This is a genomic window from Pandoraea apista (assembly GCF_001465595.2).
In the GTDB taxonomy this organism is placed as follows: domain Bacteria; phylum Pseudomonadota; class Gammaproteobacteria; order Burkholderiales; family Burkholderiaceae; genus Pandoraea; species Pandoraea apista.
The window spans coordinates 1,252,148-1,272,802 of record NZ_CP013481.2; the positions used below are offsets into that span (position 1 = coordinate 1,252,148).

The window sequence follows — 20,655 nt, forward strand, 5'->3', positions numbered from 1 at the left end:
CAAGAGGCGCCACCGCGCCTACCGGCCAATGGGCCCTGCCGGGTTCGTTGGATAACAAAACGCCAGCCCTCCCGGCTGGCGTTTTGATTTTCGTGCCGATGACCGTTGCGCTTCAACGCTCACACCGACTGCGCGGCAAGCTCTTGAACACGTCGCTGCAAGCCCGGTTTGTAACCGAAATGGAAGAACACTTCGGCCATCAGGAACATCGGTGCGATGAATATCTGGAACAGGTTGTCGAGCAGAGCAGGCTTACGGCCCTCGAAATGATGCCCGATCAGTTGAACGATCCAGCCGCCGACGAACAGCACGCCAAAGACGGTCAGCGCCCAAGGCCACGGCAGTCTGGCCAGATGCTGCGTCACGGCCAGCAATGCGGCGAAAAACGCGGTCATGGCCAGCGCCAACGGGACATCGAGCAGGAAGTAATACATCAGCAGCACCAGCACGATCACATGCGTGGCATTCAGCCCGCTGGGGCCGAGCGGTACCCACGAGAATGCTTGCATCACGGCAAGAATGATCATGGGAACGCCAAAGAAATGGGTGAGACGATTCTTGGGACTGCGGTGATAGCGCTGGTAAAACGACATCTGTTGCGCCAGTGATTTCATGCCAGCCTCCTGCCTCGGGGACGGGGACACTGCTTGGGCGCCGGTGACGGAACCGGCGTCTGAGCCGACCGCAGGTTGCGGTCGGCATTCCATTGTAGTCACAGTCGGAGTGACATTTTGTTGCGCCGCGTCAAAGTGACTCGCATGCCGCGCAAATCACTCTCCGACGGTCGGTCAGTCCTATTTCGGCTGCATACGAATCGCGCCGTCGAGCCGGATGACTTCGCCATTGAGCATCGGGTTACGGAGAATCTGTTCCACGAGCATGGCGTATTCCGCCGGTTTTCCCAGCCGGGGCGGGAACGGCACCATTTGCCCGAGCGACGCCTGCACTTCGGCCGGCATCGCGAGCATCATGGGTGTCTCGAAAATGCCCGGTGCGATGGTCATCACGCGGATTCCGCTGCGCGACAGATCGCGTGCCACCGGCAATGTCAGGCTCGCAACACCGCCTTTTGAGGCCGCGTACGCGGCCTGTCCCATCTGACCGTCGTATGCGGCGACCGAGGCGGTGTTGACGATCACGCCGCGCTCGCCTTCGCCGTTCGGCTCGCCCTGACTCATCGCCGTAGCGGCGAGTCGAATCATGTTGAACGTGCCGATCAGGTTGATCTGAATCACGCGGGAGAAAGTGTCCAGGGGATGCGGCCCGTCCCGGCCAACAGTCTTGCTGCCAATCGCGATGCCCGCGCAATTGACCAGGCCGCGCAGTGTGCCGAGCGCGCTTGCCGCTGCTACCGCAGCCTTGCCGTCGTCTTCGCGTGTGACGTCGCATTTGACGAATTTGCCACCGAGTTTCTCGGCGAGCGCTTCGCCCTCATCGACATTCACGTCGGCGAGCACGACCTTCGCGCCGAGTCCGGCAAGCCAGCGCGCGGCGGCCGCGCCCAGGCCCGAGGCGCCACCGGTGATCAGAAACACATTGCCCTGAATTTCCATGCGTCATCCTCCTTTGGCAAAAAAGGCGGCACAGTGTGAACTGGCCGCCTTTTTCTAAAGCGTCATGAATGTCGGCGGGACCCAGCGCACGCGCGTGCCGCCGGGTCATGCGCGCGACACTCGCGTGCTTACTTCAGTGCTTCGAACACGCGCGCGCGGATTTCGTCCACGCTGCCCTGGCCCGAGATCTTGCGATACTGCGGCGCTTCGACGATCGCGCCCGGGCTGCCGTGCTTTGCCCAATCCGAATAGTAGGCGACCAGCGGCTTGGTTTGCGATTCGTACACGGCGAGGCGCTTCTTGACGGTTTCTTCCTTGTCGTCTTCGCGTTGCACCAGCGGCTCGCCGGTCACGTCGTCCTTGCCGTCGACCTTGGGCGGATTGAACTTGACGTGATACGTACGGCCCGACGCCGGGTGCGTACGACGACCGCTCATGCGGGTAATGATCTCGTCGAACGGCACATCGATTTCGAGCACGAAGTCGATTGCGACACCGGCGTCTTTCATGGCTTCCGCCTGAGCGATCGTGCGCGGGAAACCGTCGAACAGATAGCCGTTCTTGCAATCGTCGGCGGTCAGGCGCTCACGCACCATGCCGATGATGACGCCATCCGGCACGAGGTCGCCTGCGTCCATGAAGCGCTTGGCTTCGAGGCCGAGTTGGGTGCCTTCCTTGATCGCGGCGCGCAGCATGTCGCCGGTCGAAATTTGCGGGATGCCGAATTTTTCTTTGATGAAAGTGGCTTGGGTGCCCTTACCGGCCCCGGGTGCCCCCAACAAAATCAGACGCATTGATGACTCCTGAAAGTTTGTGATTTGTGAATGCTGTGCGTGCGGCAGGCAGGTGTGTCTCCGGCAATCTGCGGCGGTTGCGGGTCCTGTGACCGGCCAACCGTGCTGCGCGCAGACGACGCGCTCGGCAGGGCGCGACGCGCGCGACCGGGGGTCTGCTCGCGAGAATCAGAGCGATTATGCCACGACGTGCCCGCCCGGCGGCGTTTTGCCGAGTTGCGAGAATCGTGGCGTTGCGATTTCCGGGACGCCCCAATGCGCCTGCCGCTAACGCACCGGCCTCGCACTATGCCGGGTATGGGACGTCAGTTTTGCAGCAGTGCGCGAACGCGTTCGAGATCTTCGGCGGTGTCGACACCCGGTAGTGGCGCGTCGTCGGTCACCAGCACCGCGATGCGTTCGCCGTGCCAGAGCGCGCGAAGTTGCTCAAGCGATTCGGCGGTCTCGATCGGGGCTTGCGGCAGGCTCGGATAGCTACGCAGAAACTTGGCTCGATAGGCGTAAAGCCCAATGTGACGGAAGATCGGTGTCGTGGCTGCCGGCAGGGACGCCATATTGACAAGCCCGGCGGACCACGCGTCGCGCGACCACGGGATAGGCGCGCGCGAGAAGTAAAGTGCCCGGCTGTACACGTCGAGCACGACCTTAACGACATTCGGAGAGAAGATCTCCGCGTTGTCGGTGATCGGGTGTGCGGCCGTCGAGAGCGCGCATTCCGGATGCTCCGCCAGATGTGCGGCGACAGCGTGCACGAGACGTGGATCGATGAGCGGTTCGTCGCCCTGCACGTTGACGACGATAGTGTCGTCGGTCCACTGCTGCTGAACGGCCACCTCGGCCAGCCGGTCGGTTCCCGTCGGGTGATCGGCGCGCGTCAGCATGACATCGAAGCCGTGCGCCGAGACGGCGTCTACCACGCTCTGCGCGTCGGTCGCGACTACGACCTGGCGCGCACCCGACTCACGCGCGCGCTCGGCCACGCGCACCACCATGGGCTTGCCGCCAATATCGGCGAGCGGTTTGTTGGGCAGACGCGTCGACGCGAGGCGCGCAGGCACCACCGCGACGAAGTCGACGGTACGGATCGAATCGCTCACGATGCGGACTTGTCGTCGTTCAGCGGGACGGGCGTACCCTCGACGGACTGGCGTGCTTCATCGGCCAGCATGACGGGAATGCCGTCGCGAATCGGATAGGCGAGCTTGTCTGCGTGGCAAATCAGCTCCTGGGCTTTCTTGTCGTACTCCAGGGGGCCCTTGCACAACGGGCAGACGAGAATCTCAAACAGTCGGTTGTCCACGCAATTTCTCCACTACCAGTGATACGAGGCGCGCATCGAGCGCTGCCTCGGCAGGTACGGCCCACACTCGCGGGTCGGACCAGGTGACGCATTTTACTGCATCCTTTTCGGTGATCAGGATGGCGTCGGCCGCAACGCCGTCGAACGGATTCGTCGCAAAGTCGTAATGATCGGGCAATGCCAGCGTCTCGATTTGCAGGCCGGCAGCCCGCAGCGCCGCGAAGAAACGCTCAGGTGCGCCAATGCCTGCCGCCGCCAGCACGCGCTTGCCGGCGAAATGCGAAAGCGTTCGGGTGAGGGCTGGCTGGCTGACACACCATGCATCGCCCAGTGCGAGCGTCAGCCGCCAAGTGTGCGACCACTCGGGCAGCGTTCTGCCGTACGGATCGTTGATGAGATTGGCGTCGCGCGCGCGCGAAAGCGGCTCGCGCAACGGCCCGGCAGGCAGCAGGAATCCGTTGCCGCCCAATCGATGGTCGAAGACGGCGATCTCGACATCACGTGAGAGCGCGTAGTGCTGGAGACCATCATCGCAGACGATGACGTCACACGCCGGATGGGCGGCGAGCAGCGCACGGCCACCCTCGACCCGCGACGGCCACACCCACACCGGGGCACCCGTGCGTTTGGCGATCAGCAGCGGTTCGTCGCCAACGTCTTCCGGCCGTGAGGCATCGCCGACTTCGGTTGGACGAGACAGGGTTGCACCGTACCCGCGCGAGAGGACGCCGGGTGTATAGCCGTGCGCACGCAGTGCACCCACGAGCGCGATGACGGTCGGCGTCTTGCCTGTGCCGCCTACGGTGAGATTGCCAACCACGACCACCGGCACCGGCAAACGTGTAGATGTTCTCCAGCCTTGGCGAAAGGCGAGACGCCGCCACGCGGCAACGGCCCCGAAAACCCACGACAGTGGCCATAACAGCCACGCAACGAGTCCTCGCCGTTGCCATTGCGCACTCACCCAATGCACGAGTGAGCCCGACAAGCGTGGCACCAGTGCGCGAGAACGCGCGCCGTCGGTCTGGCCGGAACGTGACGAGGGCGTCGTCATCGAGAGCGAGGCGCCGCCTCACCATGGGCGGCAGTCGAGCGGGCAGCGAAGGTCAGTCGCGACAGACCGGCCTCGCGGGCAGCCTCCATCACGTTAATGACCGCCTGGTGAGTACTCTTGGCGTCGGCGTTGATGATAATGACCGGAGACTCGGCGCCGCTATTGGCAGGGCCCGCAGCCTGACGCAACGCTGCCGTAAGACTGGCGACATCGCGCTGCCCGAGCGCATGCCGGTCAATGGCATAACTGCCGTCCGCACCGACGGAAACCACGATCTGACGCGGCGGTACGACCGCCTTTTCGGCATCGGCCGTTGGCAGATTGACCTTGAGCGCGGTGTAACGCGTATAGGTCGTAGTGACCATCAGGAAGATCAGGATCACGAGCAGCACGTCGATGAGCGGGATCAGATTGATCTCCGGCTCGTCGCGTGTGGAGAGGCCTCGACGGAAATTCATCGTGCGTCTCTCGGATCAGTGCCGCGGGAGCGTGGCATCGAGAAAGTGGACCGCTTGCGTCTCAAGTTCGACCAGAAACGCATCGACGCGCGTGCGGTAGTAGCGATAGAAGATCATCGCGGGAATCGCGATCATCAGACCGAAGCCGGTGTTGTACAGCGCCACGGAAATGCCATGCGCCAGTTGCGCCGGGTCGGTGCCCGTGGCGTCTTGTGCACCAAAGATCTCGATCATGCCGATGACCGTGCCGAACAGTCCCATTAGCGGGGCGACGGAGGCAATGGTTCCGAGTGCCGGCAGAAATCGCTCAAGTTCGTGGGCGACGGCCCGCCCGGTTTCTTCGAGCGCTTCCTTGGCGCTTTCGCGTGGCCCTTGCGGGTTGTGTGCAACGAAACGAACGCCGGTCGCAAGCACGCGCCCGAGCATCGAGCCACGCGCCAAGGCGTCGGTGGCGTCTTGCTTGGCCGAGCCTCGGCGAGCCAGTGTGATCGCGTTTTCGAGGACACCGCTCGGGAGTACGCGCGCGCGACGCAGCGACAGGGCGCGCTCGACGATCAGGGCGAGGGCGATAACGGAAGCGATGAGAAGTGGCCAGATGGGCCAGCCGGCGGCCTGGATGACGGCGAACAAAGACGACCTCTTGCTTGTTGCGGGGATGGGCAAACGAGTCCGAACTGTAGCGTGCAGGGGGGGGATGGGCAAGCACCGTTTTCCACACCATCCGAGCACAAGGATGTGGACAACCTTGGGATACGTTCGGCAACTCTTTGACCCGACGGTACTTTTTAGTTCGTGATGAAAAAATAAGCAATCCGGTGTTTCAGAAATGAACACCGCCGCAAGCTCACAATTCCCACGAAATCCCGCGTTGCCTGTGGATAACTATGTGCACATGTCGCCGCCGGAGCATATATCTTGGCGATACGCTGGGAATGGCCTTGCGACATGCCTGCGACGACGCCTGCAAAGCCTGATAAATCAAGGGTTTGGCGTCTCGATGCAGGAAATATAGGGCGCCCGGGCGCGAAAACCCTTAAATTAGCGGGCCTGTGGACAGTTTTTCGCCAGCGAACACGCATGAATCTATCTTTCGACGACGCCCGTCCCACCGGTGGTGCGGATCGCGTGCTAAGTGTTTCGGATTTGAACAAAGCCGTTGCCGGTGTGTTGGAGCGGAGCTTTCCGCTGGCGTGGGTCAGCGGCGAAATCTCGAACTTCACGCGCGCGGCAAGTGGCCATTGGTATTTCTCGATCAAGGATGCACAAGCGCAAATGCGCTGCGTGATGTTTCGCGGCCGTGCGCAGCACGCCGATTTCTCGCCTAAAGAGGGAGATCGCGTCGAAGTTCGTGCGTTGCTCTCCATGTATGTACCTCGCGGGGAGGTTCAGCTCAATGTCGAGGCGATCCGCCGCGCAGGGCAGGGCAATCTGTACGAAGCGTTCCTGAAACTCAAGGAAAAGCTCGCCGCCGCAGGGTTGTTCGACCCTCAGCGCAAGCGTGCCTTGCCGAGATACGCCCGCCGTGTGGGCGTTGTCACGTCGTTGCAGGCAGCGGCGCTGCGCGACGTGCTGACCACGCTCGCCCGGCGTGCGCCACACGTCTCGGTGGTCGTCTATCCGGCGCCCGTGCAAGGGGCCGACGCCGCTACCCGGCTGGCGGCGGCGCTCGATGCGGCCAACGCCCGTCGCGAGGTCGACGCCATTCTGCTATGCCGGGGCGGTGGTTCCATCGAAGACCTGTGGGCGTTCAACGAGGAAGTCCTCGCCCATGCCATTGCGCGCAGCGAGCTACCCGTTGTCTCCGGCGTGGGGCATGAAACCGATTTCACGATTGCCGATTTTGTGGCCGACGTGCGCGCGCCCACGCCGACCGCGGCCGCCGAACTGATCAGCGCGGCCCGCGACGAGTGTCTGCGCGAGGTCGACCGCGAGCGTCAGCGGCTGAGCCGCGCGATGTGGCGCATGCTGGAGCAGCGAGGCCAGCAGCTCGACAGCCTGTCGCGCGGCCTGGTGTCGCCTCGTGAGCGTTTGGCGCGTCAGCGCGGCGAGCTGGCACACCTGAGCGACCGCATGCGTCATGCGCTGGAACGACCGCTGGCCCAGCGCCGCGGACGATTCGAAATGTTGCGCCTTCGTCTGGCACGCGCCGTGCCCGATGTCGCGTCGCAGCACGAACGCGTGTCGCTACTCTCGCAGCGCATGCAAAACATCATGTCGCGCCGCGCGGAGCGCGCCGGCGAGCGACTCGCCGATGCCACGGCCCAACTCGAGTTGCTCAATCCGCGTCGCACGTTACAGCGCGGCTATGCCGCAGTGCTCGACGGGAAAGGCCAGCCGGTTCGCGACCCGAGAAAATTGCAGCGAGGCCAGCAAGTGACGATGCATTTGGCCGAAGGCGCCGCGGACATCGGCATTGGTGATGTTCAGGTTAGGCTTGACGATACTTTTTAGCGGGGTCCGGGTCTGCAATCCTGACAAATCGCAGGCATCGTGCGTCGATTAGCCGGGATTAGCAAACAATCGTCACATGAATATCGGATAGTGCGGTAAATCAAGTAACCGTGCGGTTTGCGGGGTTTTCGCATCTGCCCTAGAATCGATGGCTCCGGATAATGCAAAATCGGGTTCCCCTCAGAGCACAAAGGACAATTGCCATGGAACACAAGCTCCCTGAACTGCCGTACGCCATCGATGCACTGGCGCCGACCATCTCCAAAGAAACGATGGAGTATCACTACGGCAAGCATCACCAAGCCTATGTGACCAACTTGAACAACCTGATCAAGGGCACCGAATTCGAAAACGCCAGCCTCGAAGACATCATCAAGAAGTCGTCGGGCGGCGTGTTCAACAATGCAGCACAGGTTTGGAACCACACGTTCTTCTGGAACACCCTGTCGCCGAAGGGCGGTGGTGCTCCGTCGGGCGATCTGGCCAAGGCCATCGACGCCAAGTTCGGTTCGTTCGACGCTTTCAAGGAAACGTTCTCGAAGTCGGCCGTGGGCAACTTCGGTTCGGGCTGGACGTGGCTCGTGAAGAAGGCCGACGGTTCGGTCGACATCGTGAACACCAGCAACGCTGCCACGCCGCTCACGGGCGCCGACAAGCCGCTGATCACCATCGACGTGTGGGAACACGCCTACTACATCGACTACCGCAATGCTCGTCCGAAGTTTGTCGAGGCATTCTGGAATCTGGTTAACTGGGAATTCGCTGCGAAGAACTTCGCGTAATCGAGCCTCCCGGAATTTGCTGGCCGATCATATCGACTTCGGCGGCGTTTGCCGAAGAGAACGTCAGGTGCCTAACCCGAGCGTCTGACGTTGCCGCAAAACAAGAAACCCACCGCATGCGGTGGGTTTCTTGTTTTCAGCAGTTACAGGACTGTCGCCTTCTGCGTGTCCGTTGATTAACGTCAACATTTTCGTGCGTTCCCGTCGTTAGAGTGAACGCTTCTCATTGAACGGACAACGTATGCCTGACCCTGCGCCATCGCGCGATATCCGCGCCGCGACCCTTTCTTTCGCCCCGGGCGCCTTGCGCCATGCCGGTACCCCCGAAGTTTGTCGCGATACCGCCCACACTTCTGAGGCGCCCGGCAGCACCGACTCCGTCGACGGCCGTGCCGGTTTCTCTCACCGCTACGGGCTCGCCGACGCCCGACTGATGCGCAGTCTGCCACCGGCCACGTGGACACTCTTTCGCCTGGCCGAGCACAAGCGCGGCGGTACGGCCACACACATGTGGCGTGTCGGCACGCTGGCCTGGCGTTTCGCGCAGGCGCTCGGCATGCCCGCCGTCGAGGCGCAGGCGCTCGGGTGGGCGGCGGCCTTGCACGACACCGGTAAGTTGTGTATTTCGAACGCGATACTGGAGAAGCCGGGCAGGCTGACACCCGATGAGATGGGTGTCATGCGCATGCATCCGCAGGTGGGGGCCGATATGTTGAATGCCATCGGCGGTGCAGCATGCGAGTTGGCGGCAATCGTCGCCTGCACGCACCATGAACGTTATGACGGCGGCGGCTATCCTTACGGGCTTTCAGGCAATCGCATTCCATTGGCGGGACGGATCGTCGCTCTGGTCGACGTATTCGATGCGCTGGCAAGCCACCGTCCGTATCGTGCGGCGCTCAGTCCGGCGCAGATCGTGGGGGCGATGCTCGCCGAGCGCGGACGACACTTCGATCCGTGGTTGCTGGATCGCTTTCTCGAACGTTCGCTGGGGCCTGCGTTGGAGATATCGAGCGGCGCGCGCTGAGCGAACGCCGTCGCAGGCCGCAAAGCCGGAGGGCTGACGGCGGAGGGTCAGCGCGGCAAGCCTGAAATCTTGGCGCCCGGGCCGATGTTCTTGCTCTTGAACCAACCCTGATTCATTTCCAGGGCATACCGCACTGCCGCGCGCGGGCAGTGGTTGTCTTCGGTTTGCGGCGCCATCTCTTCGATGTTTACAATCGTACCGTCGTCGGCGAGAAACGCGATGGACAACGGAAGATTGGTGTTTTTCATCCAAAAGCAGTGACCGGCTTTATCTTCGAACACGAAGAGCATGCCAGCGTTGGCGGGCATCGTTGTGCGATACATCAAGCCTTGCTCGCGGTCGGCTTCATTGGCAGCGACTTCGGCCTTGATGAGGTACATGCCGGCGGAGAGCTGGACGGTCGGAAACTGCCCGGGCTGCTTGATTTGTGCAGTAGCGCTCGCTGGCACGAGTGCCACGACGGCTGCGGCGGCAGCAAACGTGGCGCTGGCGGCGAGCGCGGTCAGTTGACGTGAAATCCGGATCACAAACGGCTCCTGAGAAGATCGGGGGAACGTCAGATAAGTGGCGGATCATTGTAGCCGCCGGACGAAAAAAAAGCAGGTTGCATAAGCAACCTGCCTATTACCGTACGTTGCGCGGCGAGCCGCGCAGCGCGGTACTTACTTGCTGGCAGCGGCCGGCGCTTCAGCAGCCGAAGCCTTCTTAGCCGACTTCTTGGCCGACTTCTTGTGCGACGACTTCTTCTTGGCAGCCGGCTTGCTAGCAGCGGCCGGAGCGGCAGCAGCGTCCGTGGCCGGAGCAGCAGCTTGAGCGAACACGCCAGTTGCGAAAAGGCCAGCGACCAGGGCAGCGATCAGTTTTTTCATGAGATTCCTCGTTGAAGCTCGATGTTGGGGTGGTGTACTCGTTGACCCGCGAAGTGAGTCATCTCCTTTAACGTCCGTTCAGGACATCGGTTGACAACCCATCCGCGGTTTTTTTGCAAAGCAAGTATTACGGCTTGTTACCGACGGGCGGCTGGCTCATCGCCTTCTTGCCCGACTTCTTGTGATGATGATGCTTCTTGTGGCTGGCCTTCTTCGCCGGGGCAGCATGGTCAGCAGGCGCTGCTGCTGCAGGCGCCGCCGGGGCGACAGGCGCCGTAGCCGGCGCCGATTGTTGGGCCATCGCGGCGCCGGACACAATCAGGCCGGCGGTCAGTGCGAGCAGCAGTTTGTTCATGACTTGGTTTCCTCGATTCAGTTAGTGGTGCGTATGTTGCGCACCTGTTCCCTCAACGAGGTGGACGACCGCGCGGTTGACCCGAAAGTGTAAGTAATTGTTGCGGTAACTCGCACCACTGGCCCGGCGAGAGGTTCAATGAAAAGACGTCGACCGGGCCGATGGCGACACGTACCAGCCGCAGTGTGGGCTTGCCCACGGCGGCGGTCATGCGTCTGACCTGGCGATTCTTGCCTTCCACGAGGGTGATCTCGAGCCAATGTGTCGGGATGCTCGCCCGAAAGCGAATTGGCGGATGGCGCGGCCAGAGGTGCGCCGGCTCGGGGATCTCCCGCGCTTCGCACGGCAGCGTGACGAAATCGCCCAGATCGAGGCCGCTCCGCAGCCGTGCTACGGCCGTTTCATCGTATGGACCTTCCACCTGCGCCCAATAGGTCTTCGGCAGTTTCCTTTCGGGCTCCGCAATGCGCGCTTGCAGGCGGCCATCGTCGGTCAGCAGCAGGAGCCCTTCGCTGTCCGCGTCGAGGCGTCCCGCCGGATAGACGTCCGGAAGGTGCACGCACTCGGCAAGCGTGGGGCGCGTCGGATGTGGCGAAAACTGGCAAATCGTACCGAAGGGTTTGTTGAGGGCGAGAAGTGTCATACCGGGGGAAGAAAATCGGAAATTGCCGAGGCAGCGGTGCGCGATATTGCGTGGCGCCGCCGAATACGTGAACGCATGACGCGGTGACCCACTCTGCTGTCCTCTGTTCAGCCTCGTCATGTTAATGCATAATCGAAAGCATTGGTCTTATGTCTTATATAAGACTAAATTCGGGTCACGCGCACTCTCTGGCGCTGTGACTACAATAGGGCGGAAATGCGTCGAGCGGTCATCCCTCATCCGGCTCGATGCGCGCAGTCCGATCCATCCATTGGAGCCCCACCATGTCGTATCAGCACATCAAGGTCCCGGCAGGCGAGAAGATCACCGTCAACAAGGATTTCTCACTGAACGTGCCGGACAATCCGATCATCCCGTACATCGAAGGCGACGGCACGGGCGTGGATATTACGCCGGTGATGCTCAAGGTCGTCGATGCTGCCGTGGAAAAGGCATACGGTGGCAAGCGCAAGATCCGCTGGATGGAAATCTATGCGGGCGAGAAGTCGACCCGTATTTACGGCCCGGACGTGTGGCTGCCCGACGAGACACTTCAGGTCGTGAAGGACTACGTCGTGTCGATCAAGGGTCCGCTGACGACGCCGGTGGGCGGCGGCATTCGCTCGCTCAACGTGGCGTTGCGTCAGCAACTCGACCTGTACGTTTGTCTGCGTCCGGTGCAGTACTTCAAGGGCGTGCCGTCGCCGGTGCGCCAGCCCGAGAAGATCAACATGGTGATCTTCCGCGAGAACTCCGAAGACATCTATGCAGGGATCGAGTGGGAGGCGGAGTCGGCGGGCGCGAAGAAGCTGATCGCGTTCCTGCAAAACGAGATGGGCGTGAGCAAGATCCGTTTCCCGGAGACGTCGGGCATTGGCGTCAAGCCGGTGTCGCGCGAGGGCACGGAGCGGCTGGTGCGCAAGGCGATTCAGTACGCGATCGACAACAATCGCGATACGGTCACGCTCGTGCACAAGGGCAACATCATGAAGTTCACGGAAGGGGCGTTCCGCGATTGGGGCTATGCGCTCGCCAGGAACGAATTCGGCGCGACGGAGATCGACGGCGGTCCGTGGTGCAAGGTGAAGAACCCCAAGACGGGCAAAGACATCATCGTCAAGGACTCGATTGCCGACGCCTTCCTGCAACAGATCCTGCTGCGTCCGGCCGAGTACGACGTGATCGCCACGCTCAACCTGAACGGTGACTACATCTCCGATGCACTCGCGGCACAAGTGGGCGGTATCGGTATCGCACCGGGCGCGAATTTGTCCGATTCGGTAGCAATGTTCGAAGCGACGCACGGTACCGCACCGAAGTATGCGGGCAAGGACTACGTGAATCCGGGGTCGGAAATTCTCTCGGCAGAGATGATGCTGCGACACATGGGCTGGACGGAAGCGGCGGACCTGATCATCGCGTCGATGGAAAAGTCGATTCTGTCGAAGAAGGTGACTTACGACTTTGCGCGCCTGATGGAAGGCGCCACGCAGGTGTCCTGTTCCGGCTTCGGTAGCGTGATGATCGAGAACATGTAAATCACTACGGCTTTCGCGCCGGATGTCTCTAGTCGTCATCCTGCCCCGGGGTAGCGAAGCTCCCCGGGGCTTTCCATTGCCGGGGGTCTCCGCTATCGCACCACGATGATCGTGGTTACCCGATGGTCTCCCGAGCTTGGCACACGGCTGGTGAGTTCGCGCGGGAATCCGACCGTCCAGACGACGATATCGGTGCCCGGTGCCTGCCCCGCCTGATACCAGATGATGAGGCCGGGAAAACGCATGGTCTCGCAGCGCTGGCCGTCGGGCACCGTGTAATCGATCCATTCCGGCGAGACTTCGCCGAGCGCAGGTGCCGAATCGAGTTGGAATGTCGGCTGGCCCAGCGAGCGGCAAAGCACGCTGTAGTTAGGCTGCACCCAGATCGCCACCTTCTGGCCCACGGCGACACTGATCTGAAGGGTCGGTGGAGGGTATGCCGGTTGCGCCTGTGCGGCGCCCGCACTCAGCACGCACGCAATGAACGCCATCGTGCGCCGCGCGATTCCTGTGGTGTCCATGACGGACCTCCCGCCCCCTCTGGCGGCCGACGCAACAGCCTTCTCCAGGCCCGAACAAGCCATCGGCACGACGCTTTCATTACAGTGCATGCGCAGGGACAACGCAAGGCGCCGGCGCGTGAGTCCGACGTGCTACGCTTGGCCGCGTTTATCTGGCTCACATGTCATACGCGGGAGGAGGCAAATGAAGGTCAATCGCATCGTTGCCAACATCGCGGCACCGACCGCGCAAGCGTTGCAGGCGGCGCAACGCTTTTACGGGGAGCTGCTCGGGCTGGATCTGCTGATGGATCATGGCTGGATTGCCACCTACGGCAATGCGTCGAAGATGAGTGTGCAGGTCAGCGTTGCCACGGAGGGCGGCAACGGCACGCCCGTACCGGATCTTTCGATCGAGGTGGACGACGTGGACAGCGCACTCGCACGCATGCAAGACGCCGGCGTTGCCATTGAGTACGGGATTGCCGACGAACCGTGGGGCGTGAGGCGCTTCTATGTGCGCGACCCGTTCGGGCGTTTGCTCAATATCCTCTCGCACCGGTAGACGCTGTGCACCGGTCGCCAATCTGCGATGGTGTGCGCTGCTCCGTCGCGCCGTCAAAGTGCAATCACGGTGCAATCACGGTGCCCTATCAACGTCCGTCGAAACAGGCCGCGAGGCGCTGCTGTTCGAACGCCTGGACAACGTGATCCACGAACACGCGCGTTCGCAGCGGCAGCAAAGTCTTGTTCGAGTAGTAGATGGACACGCCGCCATATTCCTCGAACCACCCGGGCAGCAAACGTTGAATTCGGCCATCTGCCAGCAGCGGCGCAGCATGGGGCATGGGTAGCAACGCCACGCCGTAGCCCAGCGCAACGGCGTGTGCCATGGCTTCCGGATCGTCGAAAATCATGCGGGTTCGCGCTTCGATGTTCACGCGTTCGCCAATGGCGTTGCGCAAGTCCCATGCGCGCAGACGCCCTGATGTGCCGGAGCGCCGGATCACGGCGTCGTAGGAGGCCAGCTCAGAAGGATGCTTCGGCACTTTGCGCCCGGCCATATAGCCGGGCGATGCGCAAATCACGGCATAGGTCGGCGCAAGCCGCCGTGCGATCAGGCCGGGCGTGAGTTCTATCCCGCCGCCGATCGCCGCGTCGAAGCCTTCGGCCACCACATCCACGCTTCGGTTGTCGAATCGCCAGTCCGGCACGATGTCCGGATACCTTGCAAGGAAATCACCGAGTAACGGCACGAGGTACTGACGGCCGAACGCATGCGCCACGCTAACTCTCAGCACTCCGGACGGCTTGCCTTCACCTTCGGCGGCGCGCGAGAAGGCGTCGGTCAGCGCTGCGAACGGCCCGTCGACGTCGAGCAGGAATCGCTCTCCGCCCGCTGTGAGCGTGAGGCTCCGGGTGCTCCGGTGGAACAGGCGCAAGCCGAGCTTCGCCTCCAGACGAGCCACATTCTTGCTGACTGCCGCAGGCGTCATCCCCAGTCGCCGCGCAGCTGCCGAAAAACTCCCAGCACGTGCGCTGAGGACGAAGGACTCGATCAGAGGCAGCGCGTCCATTTCATCTGTTCCATTGAGTTGAAATTGATGATCGATATTATGGTCTAGTTGCGATGTAATTCGGCGCCGATACTAGTTTCACTTCTTAACCAGTGGAACAACATCATGGCAACGAGTTTTCAAGGCAAAGTGGCATTCGTGACGGGCGGCTCGCGCGGTATCGGCGCCGCCATCGTGCAGCGACTGGCCGACGACGGCGCGACGGTCGCCTTCACTTACAAAGGCTCGAAGGCGGCAGCGGAGGTGCTTGTCGCGCGCATTCAGGCGTCGGGTGGTCGCGCCATGGCGCTGCTCGCCGACGCGAGCGATGCCACCGCGCTGACCCGGGCGGTGAACGACGCCGCACAGCAATTCGGCAAGATCGACATTCTCGTGAACAACGCCGGCGTGTTCACGCTGGGCTCGGTGGCCGATCTCGCGCTGGAAGACTTCGACCGCATGCTCAACGTGAACGTACGCGCCGTGTTCGTCGCGTCGAAAGCCGCGCTCGCTCACATGGGCGAAGGCGGGCGCATCATCAACATCGGCTCGTGCAACGCGGAACGCATTCCCTTCGAGGGCGGCGCGACTTACGCCATGAGCAAGGCGGCGCTGGTCGGGCTCGTCAAGGGCATGGCTCGCGATGTCGGTCCGCGAGGTATTACCGTCAACAATGTTCAGCCGGGACCGACGAACACCGATATGAATCCGGCCGAGGGCGATTTCGCCAAGTCGATGCATGACCTGATGGCGCTCAAGTACCACGCTCGCCCGGAGGACATTGCCGCGATGGTCGCCTACGTCGCCAGCGAGGAAGCCAGCTTCGTGACCGGTGCGAGCCTGACCATCGACGGAGGCTACAGCGCTTAAGCTTCGTCTGAATTCGTGACGAACGCGGTGTGACCGCAATCGTAAGAAATGCAACGGGGCGAGGGGGCGAATACGATGGCGCCGAGAGGCTTGTGACGTTGGCAAGCTCAGGCAAGGCGCCCGATCTCCCGCGCCGTTGCTGCATGACGGGCATTTCGCGTCATCCCGAGTTATCTCGCAGACGCGGCCGACATTGCCATGCGGCGTATTACCGGCGTAACGCCGTGTAAGGCGCGCGTCGTGCTCGTGTCTACCCGCGCGCAATGCTGCGGCATAGACTGCGCGGATGAAGGTCGTTCACCTCTCCCATACGCCGGTGGCCGGCAGCCCGGGCAACATTGTCTCGGCGCTTAACCGGCATACCGATATCGCGGCGCGGCATGTCGTCTGCAACGCGGCGGCGTATGCATCGCGCACCTTCGCCGTCGACCTCGACTGGCAACGTCATCGCGAAGAGGCCCTCGATGTCATCGCGCAGGCCGACGTCATCCACATCCATCAGGTGTTCTCGTTCGAGGACACGTTTGGCGCCGACCTTCTGAGCCGCTTCGGTAAGAAGCGCTTGATCCGCCAGTTTCATTCCGCACCGGAGTTATGGTGTCGCGAGAATGCCGCCATGCGCGAGCGCATCGTCAACGACCCCATGCCTCAGTTGGTCATCGGCCAGGGCCCCGAGCGCTTCTACCCCTTCGCGCGCGTGGTGCCGAACATTGTGCCGATCGACGACGAGCGTTATCTGCCGCAACCCGAAACCCCGGGCGAGACCGGGCGTCCTGTAGTCGTGTTTTCGCCGAGTGGCGGATCGTCCGGCTGGCGCAAGCGCTGGGAGACGAAGGGGGCGCCACAGACATTGCGCTTGTTACGTCGGCTGGAGCGGCGCGGGCTGTGCGAAGTGCGCCTCATCATGGGCGTGCCGCACGACGAGTGTTTGCGATTGAAGCAACGCGCTGCCGTTGCACTGGACGAATGCGTGACAGGCAACTATCACCTCTCGGGACTCGAAGCGCTATCGCAAGGCAAGCCGACACTCGGTCACCTTGACAATCGCGTGCAGGCGCAACTTCGTCGCCTGACCGGTGCTTGCGAACTTCCCTGGGTCGACGTACCGCTGGAGGCGGCCGAGGCGCCGTTGGTGGCGTTGCTGGAGAATGCGCCGCTACGCGCGCAGATCGGCGCTGCGTCGCGCCGCTGGATGGAGACTCACTATCGCGATTCGGCAATGGTGCAGTACTACCGGCAAGCCTATCTGGACCTCTTCAACGCACCGTACCGTTTTGGCGAGCGGCGCATCGACGCCGCCGAGCAGTGGCTTGCAGTCTCGCTGCCGAATCTGCGCTGGCGTGCGCGTCGCAACGCCAACGCGTTCTGGCGGGGGCTATGGGAAACGTGGCACGGGCGCTGAGCGGGCAGCGGCGAGCGTTACTCCGAAAACAGATCGAATAGCAGCGTGCGCATCCACTGACTCGCCGGTTCCTGGTGATAGCGTGCGTGCCAGAACAGATTGATCTGCACGTCCGGCAAATCCAGAGGATGGTCGACGTAGCGCAATCCGAAGTGCTGCGCACTACGCTGGGCGAACTTTTCGGTGACGGTCGCAATGAGATCCGTGGCGTGCAGAATGTCGGCGAGCGCCACGAAATGGGGTACGCGTAGTCGGACATTGCGTTGCACGTGAGCGCGCGCCATGAAGTCGTCGACCTGTCCATGCCCCGTGCCGGCAGCGATTACCATGACCTGTTCCGCCTGCTCGAAATCCTCGCGCGCCATGCGCGTCTTCTTCGGTCTGTCGAGCGGATGCCCCGGACGAAACATGCACACATACTTCTGCCGGAACAGCCGTCGCTGGAAAAACTCGGCTGTGAGATCGGGCAGATGCCCGACGGCAAGATCCACCTGACCCGCCGCCATCTCCTCGCGCAAATTGACAGCCGTGTTGCGCACCGTACTGACCGTAATGCCCGGTGCTTGCTCGCCGAGGGCGTGCATCAGCTTCGGCAGAAAGTGCACTTCGCCGATATCCGTCATGGCGATCTGAAACGCGCGCTGACTCGTGGCCGGATCGAAGGCGAGCTGACGATTGAATACGCCGTGCAAGGCGTCTAGCGCACTTGCGACCGGTTCGGCCAGTTCGATCGCCATCGGCGTTGGCAGCATGCCCCGTGAAGTGCGGATGAATAGCTCATCGTTGAACAACTTGCGCAGGCGCGCGAGCGAATTGCTCACAGCGGGCTGTGTCACACCCAGCGCTTCGGCGACGCGGGAAACGCGTCTCGCGTTGTACAGGTGCTGGAAGACCACCAGCAGGTTCAGGTCGACGGAATGCAGGTCCATGAGTGACGCGTCTCGGCGATCAGTGAAATCACTAGAATTTATGGTCGATATAAATAAGATTCTATTGGTTTATATCGCGGGTTGCGCGATGCTTCTTGCAAACGGCGTCTGAACGCCAGAGGCAGTGCCCGGCGGGCTGCTGTCATCACGGAGACAATCCCCATGCAAGTTCATGTGCAGCCACTTGGCGAGCGCCTGGAGGTCGCGCCCGGCGATAACCTGCTGAAAGCGCTCACCGATCGTCAGATCCCGGTTTCGTACAGTTGCCTGTCCGGGCGCTGTGGCACTTGCCGCTGCCGGGTGATTTCCGGGGACGTGCAGGAAGCCGCAGGCGTCGAATATCGTCATCACGACGACGACACCGGCCCGGCGCGATATGTGCTCGCTTGCCAGTCCACCGTGCAGGGCGACTGCGAGATCGAATTGCCGGAGATGGACGAAGTCGTCGTGCACCCGGCCAGGATCCTCAAGGCGACGGTGCTTGCCATCGAGCCGCTCACGCACGACATCAAGCGTCTGGTGCTCAAGCCCGCGAAGCCGCTCAGCTTCTCGCCGGGTCAATACGCCACGCTGCAATTCACGCCCGAACACATTCGCCCGTATTCGATGGCCGGACTGGACGCTGACGACACGCTCGAGTTTCACATCCGTCGAGTGCCGGGCGGCGCCGTGACTGGTTACGTTGACGCGCAGCTCAAGGTCGGCGACACCGTGCGTGTGTCCGGGCCGCTCGGCACGTCTTACCTGCGCACGCGTCATGACGGCCCGATGCTTTGCGTGGCGGGCGGGACCGGGCTCGCGCCAGTGCTGTCGATCGTGCGCGGCGCACTCGCTCGTGGCATGCGCAATCCGATCGATATCTATGTCGGCGCACGCTCGCCGGCGGACGTATATGGCCTGGCGTGGCTACGCGAGCTCGCGTTGCAGCATGACGGTATTCGTCTGCATGTCGTGACCACAACCGATGCGTCGGGGCACACGCCAGACGCGTTCCGCGTCGGACACGTCACAGAAGCCCTCGCCGCGGACTACACCGCCCCCGATGCACTCGTTGGCTGGCGCGCGTATCTGTGCGGCGCACCGCCGATGGTCGAGGCCGCCACGCGATTGCTGCGCGCGCGCGGCATTGACGGCGCGCATATCTACGCCGACGCGTTTTACGCGAAGGCCGCCTGACGAAACGGGTTTTCCCGTGCGCCGGTGCGCTTGCCGCTCGCTTGTATCCCGCATTGCCCGCATTCCCAGAGTTCCCCGCATTCCCCCTCAGGAGACGACCGTGAGTACAACACCGCAGACCGGCTTCGACCCGGCGCAGTCCGCCGGCGCTGAACCGTCGAACCTTTGGCCCGCCGAGGGCTCCAGCCGGATTCCCTTTCGCGTCTATACCGACGAGCAACTCTATCGGCGCGAGCTGGACGAGTGCTTCTATCGCCGTCATTGGAACTACGTCGGGCTGGAGGCCGAAGTGCCGGCGCCGGGCGACTTCAAACGTACGGTGATTGGCGAGCGCTCCGTCATTGTGACGCGCGATACGTCGGGCGGCATCAATGTCGTCGAGAACGTCTGTGCCCATCGCGGCATGAAATTCTGTCGCGAAAAGCGGGGCAATCGCACGGACTTCCATTGCCCGTATCACCAGTGGAACTACGACCTCAAGGGCAATCTGCAAGGGGTGCCGTTCCGCCGCGGAGTGAAGCAGGACGGCAAGGTCAACGGGGGGATGCCGAAGGACTTCAGGCCGGAAGATCACGGCCTTACCCAATTGAAGGTCGCCACGCGCGGCGGAGTGATCTTCGCGTCGTTCGATCACGAAATCGAATCGCTCGAGGCCTTTCTCGGACCGGAGATTTGCGCGTACTTCGACCGCTTGTTCGATGGCCGCAAGCTCAAACTCCTCGGCTACAACAAGCAGCGCATTCCGGGGAACTGGAAGCTGATGCAGGAGAACATCAAGGACCCGTATCACCCAGGCCTGCTGCATACGTGGTTCGTCACGTTCGGCTTGTGGCGTGCGGATAACAAATCGCGCCTGGTGATGGACGAACACGGGCGTCACGCCGCGATGATTTCCACGCGAGGGCAGGGCGGTGGCGGGGAGGTGACGTCGGGCGTATCGAGCTTTAAGGAATCGATGTCGCTCAATGACGCGCGCTTTCTCGACATCGTGCAGGAAGATTGGTGGAACGGGCCTACGGCCGTGCTCATGACGCTCTTCCCCAGCGTGATCCTGCAACAGCAGGTCAATTCCGTGTCGACGCGTCATATCCAGCCGCGCGGGCCCGATTCGTTCGATTTTGTCTGGACACATTTCGGCTTCGAAGACGACACCGAAGACATGACGCAGCGCCGGTTGCGTCAGGCGAACCTGTTCGGCCCGGCCGGTTTCGTGTCGGCGGACGACGGTGAAGCCATCGAGTGCTCGCAGGAGGGGTTCACCCAAAAGCCGTGGCACCGCGTGATCGCCGAATTGGGCGGCACCGGCGTGGAAAACACCGAACACATGGTGACGGAAACCTTGATTCGCGGCATGTACGCCTACTGGCGCCGCGTGATGGGCGTTTGAGGAGACAACAC

24 protein-coding genes are annotated in these 20,655 nt (G+C 62.3%); 9 read left to right on the forward strand and 15 right to left on the reverse strand.

The features are described from left to right. Positions 1-119: 119 nt before the first annotated feature. From AT395_RS05835 to AT395_RS05870, 8 genes are all read right to left on the reverse strand, one after another. A complete protein-coding gene (locus AT395_RS05835; protein WP_042112685.1) occupies positions 120-614 on the reverse strand; it encodes an Mpo1 family 2-hydroxy fatty acid dioxygenase in 495 nt (164 codons plus the stop codon). 180 nt (positions 615-794) lie between these two features. Beyond that, positions 795-1,553 (reverse strand): SDR family NAD(P)-dependent oxidoreductase, encoded by a 759-nt coding sequence (locus tag AT395_RS05840; RefSeq protein ID WP_042112684.1) that lies wholly within the window; start codon positions 1,551-1,553, stop codon positions 795-797. Between the two features lie 128 nt (positions 1,554-1,681). After that, the gene (gene adk / locus AT395_RS05845; RefSeq protein WP_042112682.1) at positions 1,682-2,347 is read right to left on the reverse strand and encodes an adenylate kinase; all 666 of its coding nucleotides are present in this window, start codon (positions 2,345-2,347) and stop codon (positions 1,682-1,684) included. Positions 2,348-2,652: 305 nt separating this feature from the next. Continuing rightward, entirely contained in the window at positions 2,653-3,444 is a 792-nt protein-coding gene (kdsB, locus tag AT395_RS05850; RefSeq protein WP_125347919.1) for a 3-deoxy-manno-octulosonate cytidylyltransferase, read from the reverse strand. After that, a complete protein-coding gene (locus tag AT395_RS05855) occupies positions 3,441-3,647 on the reverse strand; it encodes a Trm112 family protein (protein ID WP_010807137.1) in 207 nt (68 codons plus the stop codon). Before AT395_RS05855 ends, kdsB begins: the two co-directional genes overlap by 4 nt. Continuing rightward, on the reverse strand, positions 3,628-4,701 hold the full coding sequence (lpxK, locus tag AT395_RS05860; protein WP_231606037.1) for a tetraacyldisaccharide 4'-kinase: 1,074 nt from the start codon (positions 4,699-4,701) through the stop codon (positions 3,628-3,630). The genes AT395_RS05855 and lpxK overlap by 20 nt, the downstream gene beginning before the upstream one ends. Next, the gene (locus AT395_RS05865) at positions 4,698-5,159 is read right to left on the reverse strand and encodes an ExbD/TolR family protein (RefSeq protein ID WP_048627865.1); all 462 of its coding nucleotides are present in this window, start codon (positions 5,157-5,159) and stop codon (positions 4,698-4,700) included. The genes lpxK and AT395_RS05865 overlap by 4 nt, the downstream gene beginning before the upstream one ends. 15 nt (positions 5,160-5,174) lie before the next feature. Beyond that, on the reverse strand, positions 5,175-5,789 hold the full coding sequence (locus tag AT395_RS05870; RefSeq protein ID WP_042112680.1) for a MotA/TolQ/ExbB proton channel family protein: 615 nt from the start codon (positions 5,787-5,789) through the stop codon (positions 5,175-5,177). 447 nt (positions 5,790-6,236) lie between these two features. On the opposite strand from AT395_RS05870, the gene xseA reads away from it, so the two are divergent. The 3 genes from xseA to AT395_RS05885 all read left to right on the forward strand — a co-directional run bounded on the left by xseA (position 6,237) and on the right by AT395_RS05885 (position 9,419). Further along, positions 6,237-7,610, forward strand: coding sequence for an exodeoxyribonuclease VII large subunit (xseA, locus tag AT395_RS05875; protein ID WP_042112679.1), 1,374 nt, complete (start codon positions 6,237-6,239; stop codon positions 7,608-7,610). A gap of 203 nt (positions 7,611-7,813) precedes the next feature. Continuing rightward, positions 7,814-8,392: a superoxide dismutase [Fe] gene (gene sodB / locus AT395_RS05880; protein ID WP_042112677.1), complete on the forward strand. Its 579-nt coding sequence runs from the start codon at positions 7,814-7,816 to the stop codon at positions 8,390-8,392. A gap of 241 nt (positions 8,393-8,633) precedes the next feature. Continuing rightward, positions 8,634-9,419, forward strand: a complete 786-nt coding sequence (locus tag AT395_RS05885) for an HD-GYP domain-containing protein (RefSeq protein ID WP_048627864.1) — start codon at positions 8,634-8,636, stop codon at positions 9,417-9,419. 47 nt (positions 9,420-9,466) lie between these two features. On the opposite strand, the gene AT395_RS05890 is transcribed toward AT395_RS05885, so the two are convergent. From AT395_RS05890 to AT395_RS05905, 4 genes are all read right to left on the reverse strand, one after another. Then, the gene (locus AT395_RS05890) at positions 9,467-9,946 is read right to left on the reverse strand and encodes a DUF192 domain-containing protein (protein WP_125347921.1); all 480 of its coding nucleotides are present in this window, start codon (positions 9,944-9,946) and stop codon (positions 9,467-9,469) included. Positions 9,947-10,081: 135 nt separating this feature from the next. After that, complete coding sequence (locus AT395_RS05895) at positions 10,082-10,288, reverse strand: hypothetical protein (RefSeq protein ID WP_042112676.1); 207 nt, start codon at positions 10,286-10,288, stop codon at positions 10,082-10,084. A 127-nt stretch (positions 10,289-10,415) separates the two neighbouring features. Beyond that, positions 10,416-10,643 (reverse strand): hypothetical protein, encoded by a 228-nt coding sequence (locus tag AT395_RS05900; protein ID WP_042112675.1) that lies wholly within the window; start codon positions 10,641-10,643, stop codon positions 10,416-10,418. Positions 10,644-10,695: 52 nt separating this feature from the next. Continuing rightward, positions 10,696-11,286 (reverse strand): pseudouridine synthase, encoded by a 591-nt coding sequence (locus AT395_RS05905; RefSeq protein WP_048627863.1) that lies wholly within the window; start codon positions 11,284-11,286, stop codon positions 10,696-10,698. Between the two features lie 284 nt (positions 11,287-11,570). On the opposite strand from AT395_RS05905, the gene icd reads away from it, so the two are divergent. Continuing rightward, the gene (icd, locus tag AT395_RS05910) at positions 11,571-12,824 is read left to right on the forward strand and encodes an NADP-dependent isocitrate dehydrogenase (RefSeq protein ID WP_042112673.1); all 1,254 of its coding nucleotides are present in this window, start codon (positions 11,571-11,573) and stop codon (positions 12,822-12,824) included. A gap of 92 nt (positions 12,825-12,916) precedes the next feature. Here icd and AT395_RS05915 read toward each other — a convergent pair whose 3' ends face one another. Continuing rightward, entirely contained in the window at positions 12,917-13,345 is a 429-nt protein-coding gene (locus AT395_RS05915) for a hypothetical protein (RefSeq protein WP_048627862.1), read from the reverse strand. Between the two features lie 184 nt (positions 13,346-13,529). Here AT395_RS05915 and AT395_RS05920 point away from each other — a divergent pair, with 184 nt between their 5' ends. Then, positions 13,530-13,889 carry a VOC family protein gene (locus AT395_RS05920; RefSeq protein WP_048627861.1) on the forward strand — a complete coding sequence of 120 codons (360 nt, stop codon included), beginning with the start codon at positions 13,530-13,532 and terminating at the stop codon, positions 13,887-13,889. 88 nt (positions 13,890-13,977) lie between these two features. Here the strand turns inward: AT395_RS05920 and AT395_RS05925 are convergent, their stop codons facing one another. After that, a complete protein-coding gene (locus AT395_RS05925) occupies positions 13,978-14,901 on the reverse strand; it encodes a LysR family transcriptional regulator (RefSeq protein ID WP_042112670.1) in 924 nt (307 codons plus the stop codon). 105 nt (positions 14,902-15,006) lie between these two features. Between AT395_RS05925 and AT395_RS05930 the strand changes: the two genes are divergently transcribed. Then, on the forward strand, positions 15,007-15,750 hold the full coding sequence (locus AT395_RS05930) for an SDR family oxidoreductase (RefSeq protein WP_048627860.1): 744 nt from the start codon (positions 15,007-15,009) through the stop codon (positions 15,748-15,750). A 286-nt stretch (positions 15,751-16,036) separates the two neighbouring features. Next, positions 16,037-17,152 carry a glycosyltransferase family protein gene (locus AT395_RS05935; RefSeq protein WP_042112668.1) on the forward strand — a complete coding sequence of 372 codons (1,116 nt, stop codon included), beginning with the start codon at positions 16,037-16,039 and terminating at the stop codon, positions 17,150-17,152. A 17-nt stretch (positions 17,153-17,169) separates the two neighbouring features. Here AT395_RS05935 and AT395_RS05940 read toward each other — a convergent pair whose 3' ends face one another. Continuing rightward, positions 17,170-18,081 (reverse strand): LysR family transcriptional regulator, encoded by a 912-nt coding sequence (locus AT395_RS05940; RefSeq protein WP_048627859.1) that lies wholly within the window; start codon positions 18,079-18,081, stop codon positions 17,170-17,172. Positions 18,082-18,243: 162 nt separating this feature from the next. Between AT395_RS05940 and AT395_RS05945 the strand changes: the two genes are divergently transcribed. Beyond that, positions 18,244-19,257, forward strand: a complete 1,014-nt coding sequence (locus AT395_RS05945) for a 2Fe-2S iron-sulfur cluster-binding protein (RefSeq protein WP_048627858.1) — start codon at positions 18,244-18,246, stop codon at positions 19,255-19,257. 190 nt (positions 19,258-19,447) lie between these two features. Next, on the forward strand, positions 19,448-20,644 hold the full coding sequence (locus tag AT395_RS05950; RefSeq protein WP_048627923.1) for an aromatic ring-hydroxylating dioxygenase subunit alpha: 1,197 nt from the start codon (positions 19,448-19,450) through the stop codon (positions 20,642-20,644). Positions 20,645-20,655 lie beyond the last annotated feature (11 nt).